The 14,715-nt window shown below is 61.0% G+C and carries 19 protein-coding genes and 1 riboswitch; of the genes, 7 read left to right on the forward strand and 12 right to left on the reverse strand.

The annotated features are described in order from the left end of the window. Together J5M56_RS14425 and J5M56_RS14430 are read left to right on the forward strand one after the other, a co-directional pair. Positions 1-841 (forward strand): class I SAM-dependent methyltransferase (locus tag J5M56_RS14425; RefSeq protein WP_207937196.1); only part of this gene is annotated, 841 nt, incomplete at its 5' end. Between the two features lie 40 nt (positions 842-881). Next, a riboswitch (yybP-ykoY riboswitch) is annotated at positions 882-1,002 on the forward strand. A gap of 91 nt (positions 1,003-1,093) precedes the next feature. Next, positions 1,094-1,675 (forward strand): TMEM165/GDT1 family protein, encoded by a 582-nt coding sequence (locus J5M56_RS14430; protein WP_186478318.1) that lies wholly within the window; start codon positions 1,094-1,096, stop codon positions 1,673-1,675. A gap of 61 nt (positions 1,676-1,736) precedes the next feature. Here the strand turns inward: J5M56_RS14430 and J5M56_RS14435 are convergent, their stop codons facing one another. The 4 genes from J5M56_RS14435 to J5M56_RS14450 form a co-directional block, all read right to left on the reverse strand. Further along, positions 1,737-2,552, reverse strand: coding sequence for a M48 family metallopeptidase (locus tag J5M56_RS14435; RefSeq protein ID WP_186478281.1), 816 nt, complete (start codon positions 2,550-2,552; stop codon positions 1,737-1,739). Positions 2,553-2,632: 80 nt separating this feature from the next. Further along, the gene (locus J5M56_RS14440) at positions 2,633-3,253 is read right to left on the reverse strand and encodes an SOS response-associated peptidase (protein WP_186478280.1); all 621 of its coding nucleotides are present in this window, start codon (positions 3,251-3,253) and stop codon (positions 2,633-2,635) included. Between the two features lie 15 nt (positions 3,254-3,268). Further along, on the reverse strand, positions 3,269-3,529 hold the full coding sequence (locus tag J5M56_RS14445; protein WP_060477561.1) for a DUF2007 domain-containing protein: 261 nt from the start codon (positions 3,527-3,529) through the stop codon (positions 3,269-3,271). Then, positions 3,529-3,711: a CPXCG motif-containing cysteine-rich protein gene (locus tag J5M56_RS14450; protein ID WP_027918329.1), complete on the reverse strand. Its 183-nt coding sequence runs from the start codon at positions 3,709-3,711 to the stop codon at positions 3,529-3,531. Before J5M56_RS14450 ends, J5M56_RS14445 begins: the two co-directional genes overlap by 1 nt. A 126-nt stretch (positions 3,712-3,837) precedes the next feature. On the opposite strand from J5M56_RS14450, the gene J5M56_RS14455 reads away from it, so the two are divergent. Further along, positions 3,838-5,004, forward strand: a complete 1,167-nt coding sequence (locus J5M56_RS14455; protein ID WP_207937242.1) for a 1-acyl-sn-glycerol-3-phosphate acyltransferase — start codon at positions 3,838-3,840, stop codon at positions 5,002-5,004. Positions 5,005-5,037: 33 nt separating this feature from the next. Here the strand turns inward: J5M56_RS14455 and J5M56_RS14460 are convergent, their stop codons facing one another. Next, complete coding sequence (locus tag J5M56_RS14460) at positions 5,038-5,298, reverse strand: hypothetical protein (RefSeq protein WP_060477559.1); 261 nt, start codon at positions 5,296-5,298, stop codon at positions 5,038-5,040. Between the two features lie 192 nt (positions 5,299-5,490). After that, complete coding sequence (locus tag J5M56_RS14465; RefSeq protein ID WP_060477558.1) at positions 5,491-6,075, reverse strand: YajG family lipoprotein; 585 nt, start codon at positions 6,073-6,075, stop codon at positions 5,491-5,493. A gap of 145 nt (positions 6,076-6,220) precedes the next feature. Between J5M56_RS14465 and J5M56_RS14470 the strand changes: the two genes are divergently transcribed. Together J5M56_RS14470 and mqo are read left to right on the forward strand one after the other, a co-directional pair. Next, positions 6,221-6,454, forward strand: a complete 234-nt coding sequence (locus tag J5M56_RS14470) for a hypothetical protein (protein ID WP_186478278.1) — start codon at positions 6,221-6,223, stop codon at positions 6,452-6,454. A gap of 604 nt (positions 6,455-7,058) precedes the next feature. After that, on the forward strand, positions 7,059-8,564 hold the full coding sequence (gene mqo, locus J5M56_RS14475) for a malate dehydrogenase (quinone) (protein ID WP_207937197.1): 1,506 nt from the start codon (positions 7,059-7,061) through the stop codon (positions 8,562-8,564). Between the two features lie 53 nt (positions 8,565-8,617). Here the strand turns inward: mqo and J5M56_RS14480 are convergent, their stop codons facing one another. The 4 genes from J5M56_RS14480 to J5M56_RS14495 all read right to left on the reverse strand — a co-directional run bounded on the left by J5M56_RS14480 (position 8,618) and on the right by J5M56_RS14495 (position 10,531). Then, complete coding sequence (locus tag J5M56_RS14480) at positions 8,618-8,908, reverse strand: PA4642 family protein (RefSeq protein WP_060477555.1); 291 nt, start codon at positions 8,906-8,908, stop codon at positions 8,618-8,620. Positions 8,909-8,974: 66 nt separating this feature from the next. Further along, complete coding sequence (locus J5M56_RS14485; protein ID WP_207937198.1) at positions 8,975-9,445, reverse strand: hypothetical protein; 471 nt, start codon at positions 9,443-9,445, stop codon at positions 8,975-8,977. A gap of 52 nt (positions 9,446-9,497) precedes the next feature. Beyond that, on the reverse strand, positions 9,498-9,971 hold the full coding sequence (locus J5M56_RS14490; RefSeq protein WP_186478275.1) for a WbuC family cupin fold metalloprotein: 474 nt from the start codon (positions 9,969-9,971) through the stop codon (positions 9,498-9,500). 2 nt (positions 9,972-9,973) lie between these two features. Further along, the gene (locus J5M56_RS14495) at positions 9,974-10,531 is read right to left on the reverse strand and encodes a hypoxanthine-guanine phosphoribosyltransferase (RefSeq protein ID WP_060477552.1); all 558 of its coding nucleotides are present in this window, start codon (positions 10,529-10,531) and stop codon (positions 9,974-9,976) included. Positions 10,532-10,688: 157 nt separating this feature from the next. On the opposite strand from J5M56_RS14495, the gene upp reads away from it, so the two are divergent. Next, the gene (gene upp, locus J5M56_RS14500) at positions 10,689-11,327 is read left to right on the forward strand and encodes a uracil phosphoribosyltransferase (protein ID WP_060477551.1); all 639 of its coding nucleotides are present in this window, start codon (positions 10,689-10,691) and stop codon (positions 11,325-11,327) included. A 2-nt stretch (positions 11,328-11,329) separates the two neighbouring features. Further along, complete coding sequence (locus tag J5M56_RS14505) at positions 11,330-12,604, forward strand: uracil-xanthine permease family protein (protein WP_186478274.1); 1,275 nt, start codon at positions 11,330-11,332, stop codon at positions 12,602-12,604. A gap of 66 nt (positions 12,605-12,670) precedes the next feature. On the opposite strand, the gene hemH is transcribed toward J5M56_RS14505, so the two are convergent. Together hemH and J5M56_RS14515 are read right to left on the reverse strand one after the other, a co-directional pair. After that, positions 12,671-13,684 carry a ferrochelatase gene (gene hemH, locus J5M56_RS14510; RefSeq protein ID WP_186478273.1) on the reverse strand — a complete coding sequence of 338 codons (1,014 nt, stop codon included), beginning with the start codon at positions 13,682-13,684 and terminating at the stop codon, positions 12,671-12,673. A 13-nt stretch (positions 13,685-13,697) separates the two neighbouring features. Beyond that, entirely contained in the window at positions 13,698-14,603 is a 906-nt protein-coding gene (locus tag J5M56_RS14515; RefSeq protein WP_186478272.1) for a TIGR01777 family oxidoreductase, read from the reverse strand. Positions 14,604-14,715: the final 112 nt, after the last annotated feature.

A 14,715-nucleotide genomic window follows, 5' to 3' on the forward strand; every position in this document is an offset into this window, starting at 1 on the left:
CAGCGAGCGCAGCCACTACGGCGTCGAGGTACCTCCGGTGGCCTTCGAGGCGGCGGTGCTGTTCCTGCCCAAGTCCCGCGAACTGGCCGCCTACCTGCTCAACGCACTGGCCTCGCGCCTGGCAGGCCGTGAACTGTACCTGGTGGGGGAAAAACGTGGCGGCATCGAGGGCGCAGCCAAGCAGCTGCAGGCGTTCGGCAAACCGCGCAAGCTCGACAGCGCTCGGCATTGCCAACTCTGGCAGGTGACCGTGGATAACGCCCCTGAGGCCACACCGCTGCAAAGCCTGGCCGAACATTTTTCGCTGGAGCTCGAGGACGGCCCACTTCAGGTAGTGAGCCTGCCAGGCGTGTTCAGCCATGGCCGCCTGGACCGCGGCACTGCCCTACTGCTCAAGCACCTCGATGGCCTGCCGGTCGGCCATGTGCTCGACTTCGGTTGTGGCGCGGGGGTGTTGGGCGCCACCGTCAAACGTCGCTATCCACAAAGCCGCGTCACCCTGTTGGACGTCGATGCTTTCGCGGTGGCTGCCAGCCGCCTGACGCTGGCAGCCAACGGCCTTGACGGTGAAGTCATCAGCGGCGATGGCATCGACGCAGCGCCCGCCGACCTATGCCTGATCTTGAGCAACCCGCCCTTTCATACCGGGGTCCACACAAACTATCAGGCCTCGGAGAACTTGCTGAAAAAGTCCGGCCAACATCTGCGAAAAGGCGGCGAAATGCGCCTGGTCGCCAATAGTTTCCTGCGCTACCAGCCACTGATCGAAGGCGCGCTCGGCAACTGCCAGACCTGCGCCGAGGCCGACGGCTTTCGAATCTATCGCGCCACACGCGGTTAACAAACAGGGCTTGCCGAAAGCGTTTGGGCTAGGCAGAATCCGCACCGTCCTAGGGGAGTAGTCTCCCGCGAGCGCCCTGCTCGCCCGGTACGCGTCAACATACTTGGCCCACAGGCCATGGCGCGTGCGACCCAGCGGCCTGCACAGACAGGCCAGGGGTTTGACAAGACCTATGACACGCACACCTTACCCGGGGCGGGGAGGCTGTACGTGTCATAGCCGTGTCGACCCGCCCCCGTAGGAAGCCTGATGCTGGAATCTCTGTTGGTCCCCACCGCTATCGTTGCCTTGGCCGAAATCGGCGACAAAACGCAATTGCTCGCGCTCATTCTTGCCGCGCGCTTTCGCAAACCCTGGCCAATCATCGCCGGTATCATTGCCGCTACGCTGGCCAACCATGCTGCCGCCGGTGCAGTAGGGGCCTGGGTAGGCAGCTTCTTCAGCGAGTCGGTGTTGCACTGGGTGCTTGCCGCGAGTTTCACCGCAACCGCGCTGTGGACCTTGGTGCCAGACAAGATGGATGACGACGAGAACCCGGCACGCCGCTTCGGCCCCTTCCTGACCACCCTGATCGCCTTCTTCCTGGCGGAAATCGGCGACAAGACCCAGGTCGCCACAGTGATGCTGGCGGCCCAGTATCCGCACCTGATCATGGTGATCATCGGCACTACCCTGGGCATGCTGATTGCCAACGTGCCAGTTGTGCTGGCAGGTAACTTCGCCGCCGAGAAGCTGCCACTGACACTGATCCGTCGCCTGGCTGCTGCTGCATTCTTCGTACTGGCGATCGTGGCGGTTTATTCGGCCATGAAGACCAGTGGCTGGGTGGGATAAAACCAAAGCGGGGCGCTATGCGCCCCGGTTCGCGACCGACTGCGTAACAGCCGCCGATGGCTTACTTTTTCGCAGCTTCGTACAGCGGCATCACCTTCGGGATCGCCGCCTGCAACGAGGCAATCCGACTATTGGATGATGGGTGAGTACTCATGAACTCCGGCGGCGCGCCCTCCGATGCCTTGCTCATCTTGTTCCACAAAGTGATCGCGGCATTGGGGTCATAACCGGCACGGGCCGACAGTTCCAAGCCAATCAGGTCGGCTTCGTTTTCGTTGGCGCGGCTGTTGGGCAGGGTCATGGAATAATTCACCACGGCGTCGGCCAGTGCCATGCTGTCCTGGCCAAGGCCAAGCAAGGCGCCAGCGCCTTGGCGCGCCATCTGCACCCCGTAAGCCTTCGACATCGCCTCGCGGCTGTGCTCACGCAGGGCGTGGGCGATTTCGTGGCCGACCACCGCGGCAATTTCGGCGTCAGTCAGCTTGAGCTGGTCGATCAGCCCGGTGTACACGATGATCTTGCCACCGGGCCCGCAGTTGGCGTTGAGCTCATCGCTCTTGATGACGTTGACTTCCCAGTTCCACTGGGCGGAATCGGGGCGGAACTGCGGCGCCTGGGCGATCAGCCGGCTGGCGATGGCCTGCACGCGTTTGGCGTCATTACTGGTCTTGTCCAGCACGCCTTTGCTCGAAGCCTCGCCAAGCGTTTGCTGGTAAGACTGCGCGTACATCTGGTTGACCTCATCGGTCGACAGCATGCTGAACATGTACTGCTGACGCTGGACACCAACAGCCCCGCCGCTGGTGGTGTTAACCGCCTGGCAGCCGCCGATGAGGATGCCAGCACTGAGCAGGCTGACGATAAAAGACTTACGCATCGAGACACTCCCTTTTTTGCATGCGCCGTATCCTAGGCTGAGTCGCCAGCACCCTGCCATAGCCGCACGGAAGTTTTTAGCTAAGCGGGCGTCAAACACTCCGGCGCGTCCAGTTTCGGGTCGTTGACGAAGTTCGCCAGCGCCCGTTCGCGCAGGGTTGCCGGCGGGCTGGCGAGCAATTCCTGCAGGCGCGGCAACGGGGTATCCGGGTCCAGCCAGGCAGCGCGCCCAGCCTCATCGAGGATCAATGGCCGACGCTGATTCATTGCGGCCTGGGTCACCACTGCACAACTCAACCAGACCTGGTCCTGCACCGGATAGGCCTCCCACACAGCAGCAAAATACAGCGATGCCCCCTCCCCTGGCGTCAACCAATAAGGGCGCTTGCGCACCGTGCCGCGCCATTCGTAAAAACCATTGGCAGGCATCAGGCAGCGGCGCTGGCGAAACGCTTCGCGGAACATCGGTTGCTCAGCCAGGGTTTCGGCACGAGCATGGGCGGGGGTACGGGACAGGTCGGTGAGCCAGGCGGGGGTCAGCCCCCAGCGTGCCGGGGCCAACTGCTGCTGGCCGTCGAGCTGGCGCTGGATGAGCACCGTGGCACCTGGCGAAATATTCCATTGGGCTGGCTGGCCAGCAGGGAAACCCGGCAGGCTGGCCAGCGCCTGGGGCCAGCGAAACAGGGCGTAACGTCCACACATGGGCGATTTCAGAACCTAGCAGATCAAGGTACCGGGAACAGTCTCCGGCTCGTCACCGGCAAGCGGCTCGGCACCATTGTACGCATCGATCAGTTGCCGTGCGTATTCGGCTTGTTCATCGGGCACGGCAAGGCCGAGCAACCCTTGTAGCGGCAACTCACCGGCGCCCCCCAACAGGTGACGACCGGCCAGGTGCACATCGATGCCTTCGCTGGCCAGCATGCCTAGCAGCATTTCGGCTTCCAGCAGGTTTTCCGGTTCATAGATCCGTCGCATCAGTCGTTCTCGCCGTAAACATCCAGCATCCACTCGTCGCCGTGAACCTGCAGCACAAAGCGAATCGGCTTGCAGCAGACCTGGCAGTCTTCGATGTACTCCTGGTCCCCGCCGGACAGGTCAACGGTCGTTTCGACTTCTTCGCCACAGTATGGGCAATCGTAGAATGCTTGTTCGAGCATCGAGGCCTCCGGGGTGACTTGTGCGTATAATTGCCGGTCTATTTACAGGGCTTGCGTGTGCCCGAGCCGTTTTTCGGGCCCCACCCCTTACCTTATTACCCTAGCCGTTTCCAACAAGAGAGCATGATGGGCGAATTCGATGCCATCCGACCATACGACGATGCTGAGGTCCCTGCCGTTCTGGCGCGCCTGCTCAGCGACCCGGCATTCCTCGATATCCTCACCCACTTCCGCTTCCCGCGCGCAGCCGGCGCCTTCGGCTGGCTGCTCAAGCCGCTGATCGCGCGGCGCCTGCGCAAGGAATTCGCAGGCGTTACCTGCGTATCGACACTGCAGGACAAGGTCGAGTACTACGTCGACCACACCATCGAACGTGCCACCGACGGTGTGACCTACTCCGGCGTCGAACAGCTCAAGGCAGGTACGGCCTATCTGTTTCTGGCAAACCACCGCGATATCGTCATGGACCCGGCCTTCGTCAACTACGCCGTGTACCACGCAGGCCTGCCGACGCCGCGCATCGCCATTGGTGACAACCTGCTGCAAAAGCCGTTCGTCAGCGACATGATGCGTTTGAACAAGAGCTTCATCGTCCATCGCTCGATCAGCGGGCGACGCGAGAAACTCGCGGCGTACCAGCTGCTTTCGGCCTATATCAACCACTCGATCTGCAAGGATCGCACGTCCATCTGGATCGCCCAGGCCGAAGGGCGCGCCAAGGACGGTGACGACCGCACCGATTCGGCGATCCTCAAGATGTTCCACATGAGCCGCAAGGATGAGCCGTTCGGCGCGGTGATCCAAAGCCTGAACCTGACGCCGGTGTCGATCAGTTACGAGTACGACCCTTGTGATCAGGCCAAGGCGCGCGAGCTGTACATCCGCGCAACTACCGGCACTTATCAGAAAGCGCCCGGTGAGGACGACAACAGCATCGCCAAGGGCATCACCGGCTATAAGGGCCGGGTCCACATCCACTTCGCCCCGCCAGTGACCGAGTACTACGAGGACACCAAGCAACTGGCCCAGGAAACCGACCGGCAGATATTGGGCGGCTACCGCCTGTTCCCGGTGCATTACCTGGCTTATGCGATGTGGAGCGAGAAGGACCAGGCGCTTGATGTGCCAAGCGCCGAGAACATGTTCCCGGCCCAAGAGCTGGCCAAGGCCAAGGAAGAATGGCAACGCCGCCTGGATGCCTGCCCTGAAGAGCAAAGGCCCTACCTGATATTGCAATACGCTACGCCAGTCCGTAACCAGTATCAGGTCAAGCAACAAACGCCGGTTGCCTGAACGGTCAGGGCCGCGGGGCGGCCCTCGACGGGTTCAGATCCAGGTGCTTAACCAGGACAACAGCAAGGCCATGGCCAGGCAGGAAAAGCCGAGGATGTAGTAATAGCGCGGTATGCGTTGGCCAAGGCTGTCCACCACCCCCTCATCTACCGCCAGGCGCTGGCGGGTGATCACCGCATGGCGCCGCGCGCTTTGCAGCAGCAACCCGCCAGGGCAGGTCAGCAGCAACGCCAGCAAATTGATCAGCTTGGTCGGATGGGCGGTCATGACCCCCCAAAGCACTTGCAAAGACATCACACAACCTCGGTCATAGCAACAGCGAAGCCCGCCATTCTACCGAAGTCGACGCTACGCGCCGCGCCTTGGCGACAAAGTGTCACCAGGTTTCATCTGTGCATGTTCGCTCTGTTAAGGGCAGGCAAGTCAACGGTCAGGCCAGGTAGCAAAAACCCGCCGGGCGGCGGGTTTTGTTACGCAAAAGCTGGCTTATTCGCCCAGTACCTGCCCGATGGTCGGGTCCTTGAACAGACGCGTCAGCGCATCGCTGAGCACATCACCCACCAACTGGGTGTTGGTGTCCTGATTGGGCGCCATACCGAAGCGCTGGTCCAGCGAGGCACCGTAGCGGCCACTGTAGCGGCGGTTGGCATTCTGGACATCGGCACGGAAGGTTGCACCGATGGTGGCCTCGGTCACGTACAGGTTGTCCTTGGGCGATTGGTATTTCAGCTCTGCCAACGTCACGGTCAGTTGCGGTGCGTTATAGGCGCTCGCGGTTGGGGTGAACCCTAACAGGCGCACGGCCGCTTCGGCCTGGGCCTGCAGTTTGGGTACGACATCGTTGCCACTGACGCTGATCGTGCTGGTTTCAGGGTACATGCCACCACGGGTGCCCAGCGACTGCGAAGCCCGGCCATCGACCACCTTGACCACCACTGGCTGGCCGTGGCCGACCGGTGCAAGCTGAGCCTTGAGCGTGGGTTGCGGGCTGAGTTGTTGCGGGCTGTGGGCACAACCGACCAGGCTGAGGCTGGCCACGGCAATCAAACCGAACAACAGACGTTGCAACATGCGCGTTTCTCCAGAAAATACGGCAAAGGCCCACAGTATACCCAGCCTGACACAGGCCAGTCATCGGTCGGGCAGGCTTGTCACAATCGTTTCATGGCTGCGCCTTTATCCTTGCGCCAACGCCTAACGCACAGGACATACCGCCATGATTTCGCTCTGGACCCTGCTCTTGCAACGCCCACAGCTCAACTGCTATGCGCGCCTGGACACCGACGGCAAATGCCTGGCTTTGAAGCAATCCAGCCAGGTACCCGGCGGCTACGGCTGGGTGCAGATCACTGAAATCCGGCTGGCCTGGCTAGGCCGCGAACTGCCCGCCGAAGCCCGCGTTTGCATGCCTGCAAGCCATCGCTGGCATCAGCGCATCCTCGCAGCCTGACAAACGCTGCAATAAAAACCACGATTAACGACCTTTCTGCCCGCGACATCGTTATAATCTCCCCCCGATTATAAGGACGTCTCCTGATCGGGCCCCGCATCCGCCGTCTGACCCCGGCACCGAAACCCGCTTCGCCCACAGAGAGCCTTCCACTCAGGTCTTGCATCGGCTGTCGTGCCAGCATTCGTGGCCCTAAGCACTGCATGAACCTGTGGGTTGCCATCGCGCAGTCCCTTTTTGAGGTTCACGTCTTCAAAAGAGCGTGAAAAAACGGTTTTCACAACTTCACGAGAGTGTGGCGAGCAAATGAACAGTCTGGCATGTGCAAAAGCGGCAGATGTGTCCCTAACAGCCCTGAACAGACGACAAAAGCGCTCATCGCGTATGAGTGTTTGAGGTCGTTCCATAACGCACGCACGACACCTTGACCATAAGTCGAATTGCCGCAGCCCTGGCAAACGGCGTTCAATAGTCGAACCCGAAGACTGGTTGGCGGTGTCCGCGGAAGTTGCAAGAACTGCGAAGAGTCGGACATGGCGATCCTGGCAACCCCAGTGATCCTATGCTGTCAATTAGGTAGCTGTAGATTGTGGAGACGCGTTAAATGGCGCAGAACGAATCGGTTGATGTGGTACTGGTAGGCGCGGGCATCATGAGTGCCACCCTGGCCGTACTGCTCAAGGAGCTTGACCCGACCCTGAAGCTTGAGGTCGTCGAGGCGATGGACTCCGGAGCCGCGGAAAGCTCCAACCCTTGGAACAACGCAGGCACCGGCCACGCTGGCCTGTGCGAGCTGAACTACACGCCCCAGGCCGCCGATGGCAGCATCGACATCAAGAAGGCCGTGCACATCAACGCGCAGTTCGAGGTTTCGCGCCAGTTCTGGGCGTACCTGAGCAAGAAGGGCAACTTCGGCTCTGCACGTGCGTTCGTCAATCCGGTCCCGCACCTGAGTTACGTCGAAGGTGACAAGGGCGTGTCTTTCCTCAAGAAGCGTTACGAGTTGCTCAAGCAACACCACGCCTTCGCCGAGATGCAATACACCGAAGACAAGGCGGTGATGAACGAGTGGATGCCGCTGATGATGCCTGGCCGCCCGGCCGACCAGCACATCGCCGCTACGCGCGTGGCCAAAGGCACCGATGTCAACTTCGGTGCATTGACCAACAAACTGCTCAAGGTACTGGGCGACAGCCCCGACGCGCAGGTCAAGTACAGCAAGAAAGTGGTCGGTCTGCGCCGCAACGGCAGTGGTTGGACCGTGAGCATCAAAGACGTCAACAGCGGCGGTGCCCGCGAAGTCGATGCGCGCTTTGTCTTCCTCGGTGCTGGTGGCGCCGCCCTGCCACTGCTGCAGTTGTCGGGCATCCCGGAAAGCAAAGGTTTCGGCGGTTTCCCGGTCAGCGGCCAGTGGCTGCGCTGCGATAACCCCGAAATCGTCAAGCAGCACCAGGCCAAGGTGTACAGCCAGGCCGCGGTCGGCGCGCCGCCGATGTCGGTACCTCACCTGGACACCCGTGTAGTGGACGGCAAGACGTCGCTGCTGTTCGGGCCGTACGCAGGCTTCACCACCAAATTCCTCAAGCATGGTTCGTTCATGGACCTGCCGCTGTCGGTGCGCCTGGGCAACATCGGGCCGATGCTGGCTGTGGCCCGTGACAACATGGACTTGACCAAGTACCTGGTCAGTGAAGTGATGCAGTCGATGGATCAGCGCCTGGAATCCCTGCGCCGGTTCTATCCACAGGCAAAAGCGGAAGACTGGCGTCTGGAAGTGGCTGGTCAGCGCGTGCAGATCATCAAGAAGGACCCGAAAAAAGGCGGCATTCTGCAGTTCGGCACCGAGCTGGTTTCCGCACAGGATGGCAGCCTGGCTGCACTGCTGGGCGCATCACCCGGCGCTTCGGTGACTGTATCGATCATGCTGGAGCTGATTGAGCGCTGCTTCCCCGAGCAGGCCAAGGGCCCATGGGCCGCCAAGCTCAAGGAAATTTTCCCGGCGCGGGAAAAGGAACTGGCTACCGATGCAGCGTTATACCGCAAGATCAGCGCCGACAACGATGCGGCATTGGAGCTGGTGGAACAAAGCCCGGCCAAGCATTACGCCTAAGCCGGCTTGAAACGAAAAAACGCCCCTTGGGGCGTTTTTTTGTGCCAGTCGTATCAACCGCGAGCTTTGGCAATGATCTCGAGGTACTCCGGCGCATTGCGTTGGTCAGCGATCACCTCGGCGAAGGTCTTGCCGTGCTCGTCCTTGCCGTCCAGGTCAAATCCGGCTTCTACGAAGAAGCCGACGAAGCGCTCGAAGTCGTCGACACGCAGGCCTCGGTAACCCTTGATCAACTTGTGGTGCGAAGGCGAGGTCACGCCATCGGCTGGTTCAAATTGTAGGAACGACTTGACGTAGTCGTCGCTGATCTCGTCACCAATCACCTGCTTCTTGTCTTTGCGCATTGCCGGCTCCAACTGACCATCACGAATTTCGAAGGCCGGCAGTGTACCCCCCTCAGGCTGCGGGCCTCAACGCGAACGTACGGTACCGGTGTGCAGGTCGGCCCAGATGTGGCCGTTGGCGTAGGTCAGGAACTGCACGTAAACCGTCTCGTTACGCAGCAGGTCCATGACCACTCGATAATCGCTGGCAGGGTAGTTCAGGCTCAATATGCGGGTCTTGTCGTCGTACACCGGTTTCTTCAAGCTTTTACCGGCCTCGCCATCGAAGGTCAGCAGCACCTGGCTGATGGTCGCGCCCTTGCTCAGTGGCTTGCCCTTCAGGCGCATCTGCAGCGACGCGGTGATTGGGATAGGCTGCTGGTCGGACGTGCGCTGGGCCCCCACCACCACTGAGTAGTCGGTCACTTGCAACAGCTGTTGACCGGTTGGCGCTTCCTGGCGCAAGGCCTGGTCATCGGGCGGGAGGAACTGGCTATGCAGCGGTGCGGCTGCCAGAGGCAGGCTCACCGCCAGTAACAGTGGAAGGAATGCACGCATGTGAGGCTCCTTGGCATGGAGAAGCACTCTAGCATGCAGACAATGGCAGGCCTCAATCGAACTGCGCGAGCATCCAGGCCTGATACTGCGCTACGCCCGCATCCCCCTCGCGTGGCGCCCAAGGCGCATGCTCGCCCTCGACCAGCTGGCGGTAGGGGCCGGCTTTGCACTCGAACATGATGCAGTTGGCTTCGAGCACCACCAGGCCATGGTAGACCCCCGGCGGCAGATCCACCCCCATGCACTCCCCCCCCGCCTCCAGCACTCGGGTGCTGGTCAGCATGCCTGTTTCGTCGAACAGCAAAAGGCCCAGGCGGCCCTTGAGCACCAGCAGGGTTTCGGCCTTGTCGTCACTCAGGTGACGATGTGGGGCGATGTAGGTCGAGGGCTGCAAACCAACCGCCAGGCGATGGCAGGGGTCTGCCATCTCGTGGAAGTTGTGATGATGCCTAAGACGCGGCGCCTGAGCAGCTTTTTGCGCCAGCCCGGTAAACAGCGTTTGATCGATGAATGCAGGCTGGCTCATGGTTACAGTCCTTTGACAGCGAAAATGCCGTTTGCGTTACGCCAGTAACCTTTATAGTCCATTCCGTAACCGAAGATATAACGATCGATGCACGGCAGGCCTGCATAGCTTGCCTTCAGGCCAGGGCTTGCCTTGCGATCGTGATCCTTGTCGATCAGAACGGCGGTGTGGACCGCTCGCGCCCCGGCATGCTTGCAGAATTCGATGATGGCACTGAGGGTGTGGCCTTCGTCGAGAATGTCATCGACGATCAGCACGTCCCGGTCGATGAACGAGACTTCGGGCTTGGCCTTCCAGAACAACTCGCCGCCACTGGTCTGGTTGCGATAGCGAGTGGCGTGGATGTACGACACTTCCAACGGGAACTGCAGGTGGGTCAACAGTTTGCCGGCGAAGATCAGGCCGCCGTTCATGACGCAGAACACCACGGGATTGGTGTCTTGCAAGTCCTTGCTGATCTGCTCGCCAACCTTGGCGATGGCCGCTTCGACTTCAGCTTCGTGGTACAGGCAGTCTGCCTCGCGCATGACTTGACGGATGTGCTCGAGATCGGCGGACATGGCGCTCTCCGGGGGATTTTGGAAAAGCGGGCAAAGGTACGCATCCGCTCGTCCCAGATCAAGCATTTATGGACTAACGTGCTAAAGGACCGCACGACAGCAAAGGCTGAATAGATTAATCTAGCGCGGTTTTTTTGCCCGCCTTTCGGAGCCCCCTATGCCTACTCGTGAGATCCGCCATCCGCTGATCCGCCACAAGCTCGGCCTCATGCGCCGTGCCGATATCAGCACCAAGAACTTTCGCGAACTCGCCCAGGAAGTTGGCGCGCTACTGACTTACGAAGCCACACAAGACCTGCCACTGGAAACCTACGAAATCGATGGTTGGTGCGGCAAGGTGCAGGTTGAAAAAATTGCCGGCAAGAAGATCACCGTCGTGCCAATCCTGCGTGCCGGCATCGGCATGCTCGACGGCGTGCTCAGCTTGATTCCGGGTGCCAAGGTCAGCGCCGTCGGCGTGGCTCGCAACGAGGAAACCCTCGAAGCGCATACCTACCTGGAAAAACTCGCGCCCGACATCAACCAGCGCCTGGCGCTGATCATCGACCCGATGCTGGCAACCGGTGGCTCGATGGTTGCCACCATCGACCTGCTGAAAAAGGCCGGCTGCAAAGAGATTCGCGCCATGGTGCTGGTCGCCGCGCCAGAAGGCATCGCAGTGGTGGAACAAGCCCACCCAGACGTGCAGATCTACACCGCCTCCATTGACCAGCACCTGAACGAACATGGTTACATCGTTCCAGGCCTGGGCGATGCCGGTGACAAGATCTTCGGCACCAAGCAGAAGGACGCCTGATCATGCAGGACGGCTTCAACGACCCGCTTTGGCGACAGGTCGTCTCGGGCGCGCAGATGCTTTTCGTGGCATTCGGCGCGCTGGTGCTGATGCCTCTGATCACCGGCCTGGACCCGAACGTGGCGCTGTTCACCGCAGGCATCGGCACACTGCTTTTCCAGTTGGTCACAGGCCGTCAAGTGCCGGTGTTCCTGGCATCGAGCTTTGCCTTCATCACCCCGATCATCCTCGCCAAGGGGCAGTTCGGCCTGGCCGAAACAATGGGCGGCGTGATGGCTGCGGGCTTCGTGTACACCTTCATGGGCCTGATGGTGAAGATCAAGGGCACAGGCTTCATCGACCGCATGCTGCCCCCGGTGGTGATCGGCCCAGTGATCATTTCCATCGGCCTGGCCATGGCCCCGATTGCCGCCAACATGGCGATGGGCAAAGCCGGTGACGGCAGCGTACTGCTGCCTTACCAGACGGCGATGCTGATTTCCATGCCGGCGCTGCTGACCACCCTGATCGTCGCCGTGTTCGGCAAAGGCATCTTCCGCCTGGTGCCTATCATCGCTGGCGTACTGGTGGGTTTTGCCCTGTCGTTTGCCTTCGGCGTGGTCGACACCGCCAAGATCGCTGCCGCACCGTGGCTGGAAATCCCCAATTTCACAGCGCCGGCGTTCAACTGGCAAGCCATTCTGTTCATCGTTCCAGTCGCTTTGGCGCCGGCGATCGAGCACATTGGTGGTGTTATCGCAGTCGGCAGTGTGACCGGTCGCGATTACCTGAAAAAGCCTGGCCTGCACCGCACCCTGCTGGGTGACGGCCTGGCCACCACTGCCGCAGGCCTGTTCGGTGGCCCGCCCAATACCACCTATGCCGAAGTGACCGGTGCGGTGATGCTGACCAAGAACTACAACCCGAAGATCATGACCTGGGCGGCAGTGTTTGCCATAACCCTGGCCTTCATCGGCAAGTTCGGCGCATTGCTGCAAAGTATCCCGGTGCCCGTGATGGGCGGCATTTTGTGCCTGCTGTTCGGCTCGATCGCGGCGGTGGGCCTGAACACCATGATCCGCCACAAGGTCGACCTGGCCGAAGCGCGCAACCTGGTGATCGTTTCAGTGACCTTGGTGTTCGGTATCGGTGGCGTACTGATCGGCAGCGGCGATGGCCCGGACGACTGGGGGCTCAAGGGCATCGCCCTGTGCGCCATCGTGGCCATTGCCCTGAACCTGATCCTGCCTGGCAATGATGCCTGGAAGCACAAGAAGCTGGATGATCAGCAGCTTTGATTCGGCGCTAGCCTGACCGGCCCCTACCGGGTTAACCCCTGGGGCCGGCATAGTTCGGCTGACGAGTCAGGCCTTTTCGCACAATTGCGCCAGCACTCGCACCCACTGCGGGTGGTCGTTCAGGCACGGAATCAACACCAACTCCTCGCCGCCTGCCTCGATGAATTGCTCGCTGCCACGCATGCCGATTTCTTCCAGGGTTTCGATGCAGTCGGCAACGAACGCAGGGCACATCACCATCAGCTTCTTGACGCCAGCCTTGGCCAATTCATCCAGGCGTGTCTCGGTGTAAGGCTCGATCCATTTGTTGCGCCCCAACCGCGACTGGAACGATACCGACCATTTCCCATCGGGTATGCCCATCTGCTTCGCGAAGGCTTTGGCTGTCGCCAGGCACTGCCCGCGGTAACACACAGCACGCATGTCGGCACTGGCATCTATGCAGCAATCGGCAGCCCGTAAGTCATGCTTGCCAGTGGGGTCGAGCTTTTTCAGGTGGCGCTCTGGCAAACCATGGAAGCTCAACAAAAGATGATCGTAGTCCTCTTGCAGGTACGGCTTGGCGCTGGCGACCAAGGCGTCGATGTAAGCTGGGTCATCGTAGAACGGCTGCAGTATCCGCAATTGCAGCGCCAGCTGCTGCTCAGCCACTGTCTGCTCCGCCAATTGCACCACGGTGGTGACCGTACTGTCGGCAAACTGTGGATAAAGCGGCGCCAGGGTCACCTTGCGCACGCCCTGCGCGGCCAAACGTGCCAACACCTCGGGCAGTGCGGGCTGACCATAGCGCATGGCAACCTCCACAGGCCCGTGGGGCCAGTGTTCGACCATCGCCGCCTGCAAGCGGCGGGTCAGCACCACCAATGGCGAGCCCTCCTCCCACCAGATCGAGGCATAAGCCTCGGCAGACTGCTCGGGCCGTTTGATCAGGATCAGCGACACCAGCAGCCGTCGCACCGGCCACGGCAGGTCGATAACGTACGGGTCCATCAGGAATTGGTTGAGATAACGGCGCACATCGGCCACCGAGGTGGAAGCCGGGGAGCCGAGGTTGACCAGAAGCAAAGCGTGATCGGTCATGCAGCGTCCTATATCAGAGGCGGCTGGACAGGTTGCCCAGGGCCGATTGCAGATCGTTGAAGCGGAATGAGAAGCCTGCCTCCAGCAAGCGTGCCGGTCGCGCCCGCTGACCGCCGAGCAGCAAGGTGGACAATTCACCGAGGCCAACTTTGAGCACCACGGAGGGGACTGGCAGGATGGCCGGTCGATGCAGCGCACGGCCCAGTGCTTTGGCAAAATCACGGTTGCGTACCGGTTCAGGCGCGCAGGCATTATAGGGACCGCTGGCATCGTCGTGCTGCAGAAGAAAATCGATTAGCGCGACCTGATCGTCGATATGCACCCAGGGCATCCACTGGCGGCCATTGCCCAACGGCCCGCCAAGCCCCAGCTTGAACGGCAGGCGCAGGCGTGACAAAAAGCCGCCATCACTGGCCAAGACCAACCCGGTGCGCACCAGCACCACGCGTATGCCAAGCGCCTCGGCGCGCTGGGCAGTTTCTTCCCAGGCGATGCATAACTGGCTGGCGAAATCTTCGCGAACCGGCGGCGATGCCTCTGTCAGGTCGCGCTCGCCACCATCGCCATACCAGCCAACGGCAGAACCGGAAATCAGCACCTCGGGGCGCTGCTCACGGCTACCCAGCCAGGCCAGCAGTTGTTCGGTGAGGGTAATGCGACTGGCCCATAAAAGGTTGCGCCTGGCGCCCGACCATGGCCTGTCGGCGATCGGCGCACCGGCCAGATTGACCACCGCATCCACCCGCTCATCGGCGCCCAGCTCTTGCAGCCGGGCGATGCCGCGCACCCCACTGCCGCATGTGCGCGGCACCTTTTCAGGCCGCCGGCTCCACACGGTTAGACGATGGCCCTTGCCGAGCCAGTACCGGCAAAGGTGCTGGCCGATCAAACCGGTACCACCTGTCAGCAATATATGCATGGCTGTGTCCTCGCAGCGTGCGGCCATGGTCTATTTTTAAGAACAAGGCACTTTTCCAGACCAATCGCTCTCGGATAAACATAGGTCAACATCCCTATGAAGCGGTATAACC

This window comes from Pseudomonas sp. 51_B, from assembly GCF_017491595.1.
Taxonomy (GTDB): domain Bacteria; phylum Pseudomonadota; class Gammaproteobacteria; order Pseudomonadales; family Pseudomonadaceae; genus Aquipseudomonas; species Aquipseudomonas promysalinigenes.

Excerpts from the sequence above, each read along its gene's own strand:
- J5M56_RS14435 (WP_186478281.1), bottom strand. The coding sequence starts at position 2,552 with ATGCGTAAGTCTTTTATCGTCAGCCTGCTCAGTGCTGGCATCCTCATC.
- J5M56_RS14440 (WP_186478280.1), bottom strand. The coding sequence starts at position 3,253 with ATGTGTGGACGTTACGCCCTGTTTCGCTGGCCCCAGGCGCTGGCCAGC.
- J5M56_RS14445 (WP_060477561.1), bottom strand. The coding sequence starts at position 3,529 with ATGCGACGGATCTATGAACCGGAAAACCTGCTGGAAGCCGAAATGCTG.
- J5M56_RS14450 (WP_027918329.1), bottom strand. The coding sequence starts at position 3,711 with ATGCTCGAACAAGCATTCTACGATTGCCCATACTGTGGCGAAGAAGTC.
- J5M56_RS14455 (WP_207937242.1), top strand. The coding sequence starts at position 3,838 with ATGGGCGAATTCGATGCCATCCGACCATACGACGATGCTGAGGTCCCT.
- J5M56_RS14460 (WP_060477559.1), bottom strand. The coding sequence starts at position 5,298 with ATGTCTTTGCAAGTGCTTTGGGGGGTCATGACCGCCCATCCGACCAAG.
- J5M56_RS14465 (WP_060477558.1), bottom strand. The coding sequence starts at position 6,075 with ATGTTGCAACGTCTGTTGTTCGGTTTGATTGCCGTGGCCAGCCTCAGC.
- J5M56_RS14470 (WP_186478278.1), top strand. The coding sequence starts at position 6,221 with ATGATTTCGCTCTGGACCCTGCTCTTGCAACGCCCACAGCTCAACTGC.
- mqo (WP_207937197.1), top strand. The coding sequence starts at position 7,059 with ATGGCGCAGAACGAATCGGTTGATGTGGTACTGGTAGGCGCGGGCATC.
- J5M56_RS14480 (WP_060477555.1), bottom strand. The coding sequence starts at position 8,908 with ATGCGCAAAGACAAGAAGCAGGTGATTGGTGACGAGATCAGCGACGAC.
- J5M56_RS14485 (WP_207937198.1), bottom strand. The coding sequence starts at position 9,445 with ATGCGTGCATTCCTTCCACTGTTACTGGCGGTGAGCCTGCCTCTGGCA.
- J5M56_RS14490 (WP_186478275.1), bottom strand. The coding sequence starts at position 9,971 with ATGAGCCAGCCTGCATTCATCGATCAAACGCTGTTTACCGGGCTGGCG.
- J5M56_RS14495 (WP_060477552.1), bottom strand. The coding sequence starts at position 10,531 with ATGTCCGCCGATCTCGAGCACATCCGTCAAGTCATGCGCGAGGCAGAC.
- upp (WP_060477551.1), top strand. The coding sequence starts at position 10,689 with ATGCCTACTCGTGAGATCCGCCATCCGCTGATCCGCCACAAGCTCGGC.
- J5M56_RS14505 (WP_186478274.1), top strand. The coding sequence starts at position 11,330 with ATGCAGGACGGCTTCAACGACCCGCTTTGGCGACAGGTCGTCTCGGGC.
- hemH (WP_186478273.1), bottom strand. The coding sequence starts at position 13,684 with ATGACCGATCACGCTTTGCTTCTGGTCAACCTCGGCTCCCCGGCTTCC.
- J5M56_RS14515 (WP_186478272.1), bottom strand. The coding sequence starts at position 14,603 with ATGCATATATTGCTGACAGGTGGTACCGGTTTGATCGGCCAGCACCTT.